Below are 12,609 nucleotides of genomic sequence, written 5' to 3' on the forward strand. Positions count from 1 at the left end.
TTTGGCCCCGCTATGCATAAGTTTGGCCCTTACCTAGGTGGTGCGTTCAACTTTATTGATCAAAATATTTTCGGTGGTAAGTTGCCGATTACACTGCGTGATAATCATGAAGATTATGCACAAATGCGTCCAGCCAAAGAGTTCTCATCTATCGATTACCCTAAACCCGATGGTGTGTTGAGCTTTGATAAACTAACGTCAGTGTTTCTCTCCAATACCAACCATGAAGAGAATCAGCCGTGTCACTTAGCACTCAAAGACAGCAGCGTACCGCTAGCGAAGAACCTGCCCTTGTATGGCGAGCCTGCGCAGCGTTATTGCCCAGCCGGCGTTTATGAAGTGGTTGAAGATGAGGCCGGTGAAACCAGTTTCCAGATCAACTCTCAGAACTGCGTGCACTGTAAAACTTGTGATATTAAAGACCCGTCTCAAAATATCACTTGGGTGACGCCTGAAGGCGGCGGCGGTCCTAATTATCCAAATATGTAAGCCCACAGATATCAGGTCATATAGATAGTTGCTTAGCAGATAAGTAAAACAACTATTAATAACGACATTGAGTACTAAAAAGCCCGGTTATCCGGGCTTTTTTATTGTCACAACATCATGAATGATTGAAGCTTGGGCTATAACCGCTTAAATTAAGATTAAGCTCTTAATATAAAAGCAGAAATAAACTCACTATGCCTATTAGCAACAATACAGTAAGTTATGATGAAGCCATATGGACTGCCGTCGGCTACATTCCTAAGGGCAAGGTAGCTACATACGGCCAAATAGCCGAGGTTGCAGGATTTCCTAGAACGGCCCGCGCCGTTGGCCGAGCTTTATCAAAACTACCAGAAGAAACACAAATACCATGGTTCAGAGTTATCAATGCTAAAGGCGAAATTTCCTTCCCCATCGATAGTGATCGATATGATGCCCAAAAGCAGCGTTTAGAAGATGAACTGGTCATCGTCAGAAATGGGAAAATAGACTTAAAATCATATCGCTGGGAAATATAATTAACTCATTACATAATTAATCCTTAAGCAATAGGTTTGAGGGTCGATAGTAAATATATCAAGTTCATTAGATGCAAAATATGGACAAAAAAACTCTCGAATCAGATAACGCAGAATTAAAACGTGCTCTTAGACTTACAGCAAAAAAAATAGAGCACGATGAAACCATTCTCAATCGCTTTTTTGACATTGAGCTGCGCCTGCTTGCCTGCCACAAATTATCTGATCTTTTAGATATATTACTGAATCATTTCAGGGAAATTTTCAAATTATCGGCCGTCTCAATTATACTTTTTGACCCCGAGCAGATTGCACTCGACTTACTAGAAGAGATTCCTGACACCGACCGAATCAGACTTAGGCTTGAACCAGATCAGCGCCTTCTACGACAACTCTACCCTAACAACACATTACATGCCGGCGAAATAGACTTAAATACACGCAAAAAAATATTCCCTGACAATCCATATATACTCAGTGTCGCGATGCTTCCTTTGATTCGCCAAAACTGTTTAATCGGAAGCTTGCACTTAGGGGCTCAGGACATTCATCGTTACACCATCGATTACCGCTATGACTATCTTGCTCATCTCTCCTCAGTTATATCAGTGTGTATAGAAAACTGTATTAACCACGAAAATTTACACCGTCTAAGTATTATCGATATGCTAACCAGCGCCCATAATAGACGTGCCTTTGATATGGAAATCGTAAAAGAAGTTACGCGCTCAAACCGAAATAAAGAACCCTTAAGCTGCTTATTTATCGATTTAGACCATTTCAAAAAAGTAAATGATATACACGGCCACCAAACCGGGGATCGAGTACTAAGAACAGTCGGACTTTTATTAAAGCAGTTATTACGTAAAACAGATTTGGTAGCACGCTATGGCGGTGAGGAGTTTGCCATTCTTTTACCTAGTTGCGCACAACAGCAAGCAAGCATGGTTGCCGAAAATCTTCGTAGTAAAATTGCACTGCAAATTTTTCGCAGTGTAACAGGTACACCATTTCGCATTACCACATCGCTTGGCTATTCCACCTACCTCCCCGAACACACTGCCAACGAGAAAGATCAAAAAAATCAAGCCGATTTGTTGCTCAACAAATCAGATAAAGCACTGTACGAAGCCAAGCGATCAGGTAGAGATCGTGTTTGCTACCAGAGTTTTTCTAACTACGCACCTAGCACGACCAACACCGATAACGTTACGAGTTAATATCTCTCATCAACTCAACATATAATGCCTTATATTCTTCAGCCTGCTTCTCACCAAACAGCGGATCATCTTGAACGGGAAGCCCCGCCTCAACATCATTCCAATCGGAATCGCTAGCTACTTTATTAAGTACAGGAAACACCTTTGCTTCTTCAAAATCCAAGTGATTTTTTTCATTGCGAACAAATTCTTCTAGCTTTTCAATGAACTCATTCATCGGCATTACTGCATCATGCAAAATCCCATCAATAGATTCTAATAAAGCATGCGCATAGCCTTTTAAATTAGCATGAGCGTTTTCACACTCCTGCATCACCCCATCAAGTGTGTCATTACGGCCTTTAAAAAAGGCAAACATTTTATCCTCTTTGGGATGATGATAACCCTCAGCGTATGACGCTATATACCCTATAACATCCGCCATTAGCCCAAAATTTGGCTGCCCCCCGTCCTTTAACTTGATGATTTTCTTATCTAAAATCTCAAGCAGCTTAATTAAATTAACATGATCTTGATGCAGCTCTGATACAACTGTCATGTCACTACCTCCTAATAATTGATATATACACTATAACCTAGGCGCAATAGATCCTTTTGACAGAAATCAATGCTTCAGGCCTTCAACGACTTAAGGTGTATATGAAAAACTTGGAAATCTAGCGCGTCAAATAAACCGTTACTGTAAAAACATACAGATCCGAGATTCTTCGATAAGTTCAAATGAGCTTTACTAGCTGCGCAAGGGAGGTATAACGATAATCTGTTAGTTCTGGCCACTGGAGGTCATCATTTGCACTAATATGAGCGGTTTTACAACCTGCTGCCCGACCCGCCATAAGGTCATACTTAAAATCACCAACCATGACTGAGTCTGTCGCCGATACGCCCCATAAAGAAAGTAGTTTATCTATCCCATGAGGGTCAGGCTTTGGCAAGGCATCATCTCGCCCAATGATACATTCTTCATCAAAATACGCTGACAAATTTAGTACAGATAAAGACAACTGCGTAAAAGCTTTGGTATTACGCGTGACGATACCAAGCTGACACTTTTTCTTAGATAAGCTCTCAAGCAATGAATAAACTCCGGGCGCTGATTTAGCTTGTAAAGCATAAAAATGTTCCAATTGATCAAGACGCTCAGTCTTTTCCTGACGAGCTGATGGCGACAAATCAGCCAAGTGCTGCAAGATATCCTCATCTGGCGAAATCATTAGCTCTTTTCTAATGTACTCAAAATCATGAACAGGCCGCGTGAGCGTCCCATCCAGATCAAAAATCCAATATTCACAGCATTTAAAAAAACCAGGCATGTGATTAGTTCTCTGTAATGGACAAATGCTTCAATAATAAATCGACTTTTCCCTCAACTCTTTGGAGGGCTATTTGGCGCTGCTCAAAACTAGCATCATCAATAAGATATCGCTCTAGTTTTTCAAGGCTATCTTGACTGTCTTTTAAAGTATGCAGGAGGTTACGAGAACGCTTTTTAGTACTATCTGTGATCCGCGCCAAGCGCCCTAATGTGCGTTGTAGTTGATCATCTAGATCATGAATATGCTGTGCGACAGCCAACATGTCGTTACTTAAAGAATGGTTGATACTGCCTACTTGCGACTCAAGTTGGCTTACCGCTGTACGAAAACGAGATAAGAATTTATCGCCTTCACTATCCATAAAAATCAATAATAACTCTTCAGGATAAAGGGCTCGGTTACGTCCTTCCGCTCTAATGGAGTACTCTCCACGAGGCGAGCAATAAGGCTTTAAAAGCCCTGAGGGTACTTCGATCCTCATAATCGCTTTTGCTTTTAAGTTCTCAACAAAAATTTGAACATCGACGTTCGGATAACAATCAGTTGCTTTATTTATTACCATCAGTCGCGCATTATCATCGACTTCGCAGCCAACAACCTTGCCTCTTTGTAGACCATCTGTGGTTGTATACTCATCCACACCTATCAACAAAGTACCACCATGTGGAGCATTAGCGAGCGCCACAATATCACTACTTTTTACACCACTTACATCACGCTTGAAATCTACATTCGCAGTTTCAGTTGATGCCAACATTTGACGAGAACGTTTCGTCAAATGTTGGTATTCACGTTTAACCGGCATTAGACAACGGTTTACTGATATAAACTGTCATTAAATGGGTCGAGTGGCGTTTCCATCATTTGGTCATCACGGAAATACAAAATGCGGCCTTCAAACTTTAAACCCTTACCCGCAAACCATCTATCCGTATCTCCTCGTCCCTCTTCTGCTGCCCCAACTTTCATTGAAGCCATCATAATACGATAGAAATACAAACCAAATAACGCTGCCGAAGCGCCAAGAAAAAAGTCTGACGCTAATGCAAAGAATAAGGCTAAAACACCTGCAACCCATACTCGGCTTGCCCGAGCTTCTTTTGCTGTTTCGTTTGCTATTTCATATTGATCTTGAAACTTAAGATAGCGTCGAAAATTTTGTTGTAGATTAAACTTATCTTCAGATGAAAGCTTTCGGTCCATCGGCACACCTATAATTCAGTATTATTTTTTAATGAGTGATTTGTATGACTAACAAACCACTCGATTAGTTCTATCACGCTAAGCTTTTACTCACAACCTCGAATACATCTCTAGATAGCTCTCCACTATCCATAATTCGTTGTAGCTGCTTTCGCATAATATCCTGCCTATCAAGATTATAGCGCTTCCAACGCGTAAGTGGAGTGACTAACCGAGAAGCAATTTGAGGGTTTAGACTATTGAGTGTAATAACCTGCTCAGCAAGAAAACGGTAACCACTACCATCAAGCGCATGAAAATTAACCGGGTTTAATGAACAAAAGCTTGCGATTAAACTACGCACCTTATTAGGATTTTGTAGATTAAACGCCTCATGATTCATTAAATTTTCAACCTGAACAAGCGTTCCTCGCTGAGGATTAGACGCTTGCACTGAAAGCCACTGATTAACTACCAATGGCTGATCAACCCAACGCTGATAGAATTGATCAAGTATCATTTCACCCGCTTTAGTAAAGCCAGAATGCACTACAAGGCTTAATGCCGCCTGACTATCCGTCATATTATCGGCCTCATGGAATTGAGCCAATGCTAGCTCAAGATATTCCTGCTTCCCTGTCGCCATCAAATAACTCAAACAAGTATTACGTAATGAGCGTCTAGCAATGCTCTCTGCACTTGGAGAGTAAGCGTCAGTTGACGTGCAACTTTCATAGGTCGAAAAAAACTCAGTTTCGAGTTGCGTAGCCAAATGCTGACGCACAAACTGACGCGCTTCGTGTATAGCATCTACGTCAATGACATCAGCCAGCTCGCTTAAATAGGCCTCAGAGGGCAAAGCCAGCACTTTAGATACCATTGCCTTGTCTAAGTCTTTATCACCTAAAACAACCTTAAAGGCGTCTCCCAGCAGCGGGGCCAACTGAAGCTCTTTACCTTGTCCAAGGTCTACGACCAATGATTGAAGAATATCAACGCCTAATTTTTGTGCCGCTTCCCAACGACTAAAACCATCACTATCGTGGCTCATCAAAAACGTTAAATTATCTCGCGAGTAAGGGTAATTTAATTTAACCGGTGCCGAAAAACCACGCAACAATGAGGGAACAGGCTTCTCATTAATACCGGCAAACTCAAATGTCTGTTCAGCATGGTGTAACTCGAGTACCTGCGTGGTCTCACCATTTGGTAATACTAAGTCGTCCCCTCGGCCATCCAATAGTCCAATCGCTACAGGAATATGGTAAGGCTGTTTAACCTCTTGACCTGGCGTAGCAGGACAAGATTGAGAAATAGTTAACTTATAGGTTTTTGTCTCGTTATCAAATGCATCAGATATGTTCAGCACCGGGGTTCCAGCTTGGTTATACCAATGCCTAAACTGCACCAAGCTCTTCCCTGATGCATCTTCCATCGCCTTGACGAAGTCTTCTGTTGTAACCGCCTGCCCATCATGTCGATCAAAGTACAGATCGCTTCCTTTACGAAAAGCATCAGCACCCAACAAGGTATGAATCATACGGACAACTTCAGCGCCCTTTTCATATATTGTCATGGTGTAAAAGTTAGAGATTTCGATAAACGAAGCGGGCAGAATCGGATGAGCCATAGGGCCTGCATCCTCAGCAAATTGAGCAGTACGCAATAGTGCTACGTCTTCCACTCGTTTTACTGTCCGTGAATTCATATCTGCAGAAAACTCGGCATCACGAAAAACAGTAAAACCTTCTTTCAAACTCAACTGAAACCAATCACGGCAAGTCACACGGTTGCCCGACCAGTTATGAAAATACTCATGAGCAACCACACCTTCAACACGCTGAAACCCAACATCTGTGGTAGTTTCCGGGCTAGCTAGCACACAAGAAGTATTAAAAACGTTTAAGCCTTTATTTTCCATCGCTCCCATATTGAAAAAGTCGACGGCAACAATCATATAGATATCTAGATCATATTCACGACCGTACACCTGCTCATCCCAACGCATTGCGCTGATCAGCGATTGCATCGCGTAATCCAGCTTATCTAGATCTTTATCTGCTGCATAAATACGTAGCGCAACATCTCGCCCACTAAGCGTTTGATACTGATCTTCAATGAGCTTTAAATCGCCGGCAACCAAAGCAAATAAATACGCAGGCTTTGGGTGAGGGTCTTCCCATGTTATCCAGTGACGACCTTCATCTGCTTCACCTTCGGCAACGGGGTTACCATTAGAGAGCAAAACAGGATAAGCCTCTTTATCTGCTTCAATAGTGGTTGAAAAAACAGACATTACATCAGGCCGATCAAGATAAAACGTAATGCGCCTAAAGCCTTCAGCTTCACATTGGGTGCAGTACATACCATCAGACCGGTACAAGCCCTCAAGCGCTGTATTTTGATCAGGGTGGATCTCTGTCACCGTTTCCAGTACAAATTGATCAGGAACATCTGAAACGACTAGGCCTTGCTCATTACGCTGAAAGTCACTTTCATTCAACACATGCTCATCAACAGAAACCCTACAAAGCAATAATGACTTGTCTCCCTGTAGCTCCAATTCACGCGTAGTGTCCAGTGATTCGGGATTACGACACATTTTCAAGCGCGCTTTAACTAAGGTTTTGTCAGGCTTAAGTTCAAAACGTAACTCTGTATGATCTATCAGAAAAACAGGAACTTTATAATCTTTCAGGTAGATAACTTCGGGCTGCTGGGTCATATAAACACTCTCTAAACTAAGCTTACTATTCTGAGCTGAGTTCTATCTGATAGGACGTAAATTTACGTAAGTTAATTACACCAGTATCCAAAATTAGGTACTGGCCTTTAATACCAAGCAACACCCCTTCAACATCAGGCGTTTTATCCAGATTATGAGACACTACTTTCGTTGGATATTGGATAACCGGATACTCAATGGCAAGCGTCTTGCCGTTGTGTAGAGGTTGAATAGCCTGTATTCCATGCACGTCTTGTAATGCCGTGATCTCAGCCATGCACTGCTCTAACATTTCATCACGTTTCAACTCAAGATCGAGCAAAGCAACTTCGCCTTTTAGCATTGCTCTCCAGTTGGTACGATCAGAAATATGCTCACCATAAATACGCTCAACTAAACCAGACTGAAGACGCGTCTGCACATTAAAGATAGGTAAGGCTTGAATTGCACCCTGGTCAATCCAACGCGTAGGGACCTGAGTTCCTCGTGTAATGCCCACTTTTACCCCTGAAGAGTTCGCAAGGTAAACTGTATGTGGCACAAAGCAATTGCGCTCCCCCCAATCCGAATCTCGGCATGTTCCCTCCTGAAAATGGCACTTTTCAGGGCTCATAATACAAACATCACATTGTGGCAGACGCTTAAAACAAGGGTAACAGAAGCCTTGGCTAAAACTTTTATTAGTTTTTTTACCGCAATTTAGGCAGTTAATCTCTCCTAAAGAGCGTATGTGAATCCTCTTTTCTAACAACTGATTCATAGTAATTTGGCTATCGCCTAGCATCAGCGAGTATACGACTTTGTCAGCCAGCTCTGTGTGCATTTTACTTAATGCACCGGTACCTAATATCTGCATTTAACCGTCTTAATTAATGAGTATTAATGATTTTTAAAACATCTGCTGCCAATGGATCAGATCCATGCTTAGCACCATTATTTTTAGTTCGATCGATGTAACCCGTTCGCTGGTCTTCAGGAAGGTTTTGATCGTAAGCAATGACAGCACGCATGCACGTTTCGCGCTGCTCTGCAGACAATTTTTGACCTGTAGGCCATTTTCCCAGCTCAATTGCACGCTTAAGTGACTGGTGAACCTCAGGTGTCATGTTAGCGATAAGCTCTTCATATTTCACAGTAGTACCCTCGTAAAAAGCTGTAATTCTTAAAGTTCAGTTTCACGCTTGAATATCCCCTGAACCAGCGGAACAGCCAGCAACCCAGCAACCAACCCTGCCAAGTGAGCCGTATTTGCTATCGAACCAAAGCCGATTGCTTCTAATAGACCCGTGTAACCAATGACTAGCCAAAAAACCATAAAAATCATAAGGGGTGGAGGAAAACCAAAAAACGGAACGCGTGCTTTCTTATCCCATAACCATGTATACGCAAGAATAGCGAACACCACGCCTGAGAGACCACCAAACAAAGGCCCTGAAATCCAAAATTGCGCGATGTTGGAAACAACAGCCGACCACAAGATGACAACAAAAAATATCCTAGCTCCCTGCAGCTGCTCTATACGCCTTCCTATCACCCATATCCATAACGCATTAAATAAAATATGCGGCAAGTTAAAGTGCATAAAAATAGGTGTAACAAAACGCCAAATTTCAAATGAGCGAAGCGACTCCAACAAGTGCGTATAAATCAGATTCTGCCCTTCAAAGCGGTAATCAGTAATCGTTAGCCAGTGCATCAAGCTATTTTGATTACCAAACCCTATGCCAAAGGTTATTACAGCGCTCAAAATCAACAAACCAATGGTCAGAGGAAAAGATAAAGGGTTAAGGCGCTGTCGCAACGGTCTCTGTACTTTTATGTTTGATAAGTCGCCACCATTGCGCCATTGCTCATAGATAAACCGAACCCGCTCCACATTAACATGGCGAGGAACCCAAAGTGACTGGCTCTCGTCGTCTTCCAGAATACGATGAGGAATCTCATGCTGCCAAAGAAACTCTGCAAACTCTTGTAAATCATCGCTTAATGTAACTTCGAACACTTTTATCATAAATATTTTACTTATATGGCCACTTATTAATCAGGTTTTTTAATTTCGGCGCGAACGTCGACCCAAACAAACTTATCTGAACTTAGCTGAGCTTCAAAATCGTATCGATAAGCAACCAACTTCCCGTACTTAACCGCCGAGTAATCAAGACACGCTATATTACTGCTGACCGGACGCGGCTCTCCTTCACACCAATAATGACCAATAAAAAGTGGCTTTTCATTTTCACCATAGTGTACAAGGTCTTGGTGATTGTCTTCAGATAACTGAATCCTAGCTATATGTTCGGGCAACGGGTCTGGCTGAAACACAACATCAATAAACTGCTGAGGCTCAACTGCCCAAAATTTAGTTCTAAAGAAACGACGCTTAAAACCATCACGGCTCACCATTACTTCATCATTGGGCAACCTTAGGTGCGTGCCACGTAACAAACGGTCCATCAAAACCCATTCAAACGTATCAGGAATAGCGGATCGATGTAAGAAATCATCATTAATCCGGTTTCCTCCTAACTGAGATTTAAATTGCTCAATCAGTTCATGATGCCAACAAGCATGAATGACTCGAAAATCATCCATTTCAAGAAACAATGGCATCTCTTTTATCCACTCAAGAAAGCTTCGCTTATCCTCGGGGTAGGGATCTAACTGCTGTAATGTTTCTTGAAGTATACGGCGATGTCGCTGCGTATGCTCCCTAAGGTAAGGTTGCTTTTGCGGGGTTCGGCTAGGGGTACAATAACAAAGAAGGTTGTATTCATGATTACCCATGACTATCTGAGCATGCCCCGCATCAACCATATCACGCACGATATGCAGCGCTTCACGAATATGAGGTCCACGATCGACAATATCGCCTAAAAAGATAACCTGACGACGAGGATGAAAATAAATGCCATTCTTTTTACTATACCCCAAACGAGCAAGCAGCATCCGTAAGCTAAGACCACAGCCATGGATGTCACCTATCAGATCGTAACCCTCAAAACGTCTCACACTCACATCACCTCCCCAACTTCGTACCCCAGCCCAGTTTTTCTCGGCAGGTACGGTAGAAATCATAGTTCAAGGGATGCAGTAATTTAAGTTTATGCGGTTTTTTATGGATAGTAATCACATCACCAGGAGCTAAACTGATGTTGATTTGACCGTCGCACGACACCGTAGGGTAGGTCTCGTTTTTTTCACTAATGACTAACTTCAGCTCACTGTTACCATCAACAACAATAGGACGGCTCGACAACGTATGCGGAAACATAGGCACCAGCACAATGGCGTCTAGTTTAGGGTGCATAATTGGACCACCACCCGATAACGCATAGGCAGTAGAGCCTGTGGGGGTTGATACAATCAAGCCATCAGATTTCTGCGTATAAACAAACTGTCCTTCAATATACAGTTCAAATTGGATCATTCGTGTAGCTTTGCCTGGATGAAGAACGCAATCGTTTAACGCCGTTCCTTCCCCGATAGGCTCCCCTGCCCGCTTAACAATCATATCCAACAAAAAACGACTCTCTACGGTATACTTTCCTTCGAGGACCTCAGAGACCTTCTCTTCAATTTCGTTAGGGGATATATCTGTTAGAAACCCTAAATTACCGCGATTGACACCCAACACAGGGACATGACATTGAGCTAGTGCTCGCGCGGCACCCAATAAGCTACCATCACCGCCGACAACAATAACTAAGTCACAAATCTCACCCATCATTTTTTGTTTACAAATTTGCTGTCCATGCCCCGGCATCATTTCAGCATTACGCTCATCAAGAATCGTATTCAAGCCTCGATCTTGTAAAAACCGCATCAAGTGCTTAAGCGTATCGATCACTGGCTTGCTACCTAACCGGCCGATTAAGCCGATATTACGAAAATGATCCATCTCGTTACCCTTTATACTCTTATGAACAGGTCGAATTAGTACTTACATGATTACCGGCTTAGTAAAAGTTTTCAAGCACTTACACTATCGATCGTCGCCCTTGCACTCCCCCCGAGTGCAATAACGCCACCGTTGCGCCCGCGGGGTACATACCTTGCTCTACTTTTTCCAAAAAACGACGTAGCAACTTTGATGTATAAACAGGGTCAAAAAGTATCTGAAACTGCTCTTCCATAGCCAGCCAATGCTCTTTGTGGTCTTTTCTGATTTTCCCGTACCCACCGTAGTGAGCATCAAGATCTAACGACCAAGGACAATGAGCATCGACACCTGCGACCTTTAATAGTTTCAGAACGTCATCCTGAAGAAAACCAGCACCTTTAAGTACAGGAAAACCTTCAAGCTTTACGCTCTCTGGAGCAGCGCTAATTAAACCAGCCAATGTGCCACCCGTACCACAAGCGCACAACAAGTAATCAAGATCCGGAAGCTGCGCTAGAATACCGCGCATAAGCTCAGCAACACCACGAACAGCCAATGCGTTAGAACCTCCTTCAGGAATAATCACGCCACTTCCTACATCCTGCTTTAACTGAGCTTGCCATATTGGATCATGGCGTTCTCGATAGTTAGCACGGTCGACAAAATGCAACTGCATCCCCCACTTTTGAGCATCCGCCAACATCGGATTACTCACCTCTTCTCCACGGATAACCCCAACAGAGTCTATACCTAGCTGCTGAGCAGACCATGCCAATGCATGAATGTGGTTAGAGTATGGGCCACCGAAACTTATAACGCGTGAGACATTCTGCTTACATGCAGCCAAGAGGTTGTATTTTAGCTTAAACCACTTATTTCCGCTGATGAGCGGATGAACCAAGTCAGCTCGAACAATGAGTACCTTTAGCTTTTTTTCAACAAAGAGAGGAAGCTCAAGAGGCTCGACAACTAACGGAGCATGGGCATCAAAAAGGTCAATAATCGCCACCTAATAGACAAACTGAAATAGTTAAATTAATTAGGCATATCTTATTGTAATAAAAAGAACTTAAACAGGTTATAAGATCAATAAATTAAGGTAATTACTGAAATATCAAAACGGAAATAAGAAAGCTAGAGGAAGGTTAATTTTCACTAACTGACTAGAAACGTCAGCTTGAAAGATTATGGTGGGCGTGGAGAGGTTCGAACTCCCGACATTCGCCTTGTAAGGGCGACGCTCTCCCAACTGAGCTACACGCCCATAATGCATCGGCTA

At 42.7% G+C, this 12,609-nt stretch carries 14 protein-coding genes and 1 tRNA gene; 3 read left to right on the top strand and 12 right to left on the bottom strand.

Going from position 1 to position 12,609, the window contains the following annotated elements; genetic code table 11:
* The 3 genes from G511_RS23285 to G511_RS23290 all read left to right on the top strand — a co-directional run.
* Positions 1-489, top strand: a 489-nt coding sequence (locus G511_RS23285; protein ID WP_036552372.1) for a 4Fe-4S dicluster domain-containing protein, incomplete at its 5' end; no start/stop codon positions are given.
* Between the two features lie 194 nt (positions 490-683).
* On the top strand, positions 684-1,007 hold the full coding sequence (locus G511_RS0117485) for an MGMT family protein (RefSeq protein WP_028470790.1): 324 nt from the start codon (positions 684-686) through the stop codon (positions 1,005-1,007).
* A gap of 80 nt (positions 1,008-1,087) precedes the next feature.
* The gene (locus tag G511_RS23290) at positions 1,088-2,227 is read left to right on the top strand and encodes a sensor domain-containing diguanylate cyclase (protein ID WP_051222208.1); all 1,140 of its coding nucleotides are present in this window, start codon (positions 1,088-1,090) and stop codon (positions 2,225-2,227) included.
* Here G511_RS23290 and G511_RS0117495 read toward each other — a convergent pair.
* The 12 genes from G511_RS0117495 to G511_RS0117550 form a co-directional block, all read right to left on the bottom strand.
* Complete coding sequence (locus tag G511_RS0117495; RefSeq protein ID WP_028470791.1) at positions 2,217-2,765, bottom strand: hemerythrin domain-containing protein; 549 nt, start codon at positions 2,763-2,765, stop codon at positions 2,217-2,219. The two genes, G511_RS23290 and G511_RS0117495, sit on opposite strands and share 11 nt — an antisense overlap.
* A 178-nt stretch (positions 2,766-2,943) precedes the next feature.
* Positions 2,944-3,540, bottom strand: coding sequence for an HAD family hydrolase (locus G511_RS0117500; protein ID WP_028470792.1), 597 nt, complete (start codon positions 3,538-3,540; stop codon positions 2,944-2,946).
* A gap of 4 nt (positions 3,541-3,544) precedes the next feature.
* On the bottom strand, positions 3,545-4,348 hold the full coding sequence (locus G511_RS0117505) for an AlbA family DNA-binding domain-containing protein (protein ID WP_036552373.1): 804 nt from the start codon (positions 4,346-4,348) through the stop codon (positions 3,545-3,547).
* An 11-nt stretch (positions 4,349-4,359) separates the two neighbouring features.
* Positions 4,360-4,746, bottom strand: coding sequence for a hypothetical protein (locus tag G511_RS0117510; protein WP_028470794.1), 387 nt, complete (start codon positions 4,744-4,746; stop codon positions 4,360-4,362).
* A gap of 73 nt (positions 4,747-4,819) precedes the next feature.
* On the bottom strand, positions 4,820-7,450 hold the full coding sequence (gene pepN, locus G511_RS0117515; protein WP_028470795.1) for an aminopeptidase N: 2,631 nt from the start codon (positions 7,448-7,450) through the stop codon (positions 4,820-4,822).
* A gap of 25 nt (positions 7,451-7,475) precedes the next feature.
* Positions 7,476-8,306 (bottom strand): DUF2797 domain-containing protein, encoded by an 831-nt coding sequence (locus tag G511_RS0117520; protein ID WP_028470796.1) that lies wholly within the window; start codon positions 8,304-8,306, stop codon positions 7,476-7,478.
* A gap of 13 nt (positions 8,307-8,319) precedes the next feature.
* The gene (locus tag G511_RS0117525; RefSeq protein WP_028470797.1) at positions 8,320-8,583 is read right to left on the bottom strand and encodes a YeaC family protein; all 264 of its coding nucleotides are present in this window, start codon (positions 8,581-8,583) and stop codon (positions 8,320-8,322) included.
* A 29-nt stretch (positions 8,584-8,612) separates the two neighbouring features.
* The gene (locus tag G511_RS0117530; RefSeq protein WP_028470798.1) at positions 8,613-9,461 is read right to left on the bottom strand and encodes a rhomboid family intramembrane serine protease; all 849 of its coding nucleotides are present in this window, start codon (positions 9,459-9,461) and stop codon (positions 8,613-8,615) included.
* 26 nt (positions 9,462-9,487) lie between these two features.
* On the bottom strand, positions 9,488-10,459 hold the full coding sequence (locus tag G511_RS0117535; RefSeq protein ID WP_028470799.1) for a metallophosphoesterase: 972 nt from the start codon (positions 10,457-10,459) through the stop codon (positions 9,488-9,490).
* 7 nt (positions 10,460-10,466) lie between these two features.
* Positions 10,467-11,348, bottom strand: coding sequence for an NAD(+) kinase (locus tag G511_RS0117540; RefSeq protein ID WP_028470800.1), 882 nt, complete (start codon positions 11,346-11,348; stop codon positions 10,467-10,469).
* A gap of 79 nt (positions 11,349-11,427) precedes the next feature.
* A complete protein-coding gene (locus G511_RS0117545; protein WP_051222206.1) occupies positions 11,428-12,339 on the bottom strand; it encodes a 1-aminocyclopropane-1-carboxylate deaminase/D-cysteine desulfhydrase in 912 nt (303 codons plus the stop codon).
* A gap of 179 nt (positions 12,340-12,518) precedes the next feature.
* A tRNA-Val gene (locus G511_RS0117550) sits at positions 12,519-12,594 on the bottom strand.
* Positions 12,595-12,609 lie beyond the last annotated feature (15 nt).

This window comes from Neptunomonas japonica DSM 18939 (assembly GCF_000422765.1).
In the GTDB taxonomy this organism is placed as follows: Bacteria; Pseudomonadota; Gammaproteobacteria; order Pseudomonadales; family Balneatricaceae; genus Neptunomonas; species Neptunomonas japonica.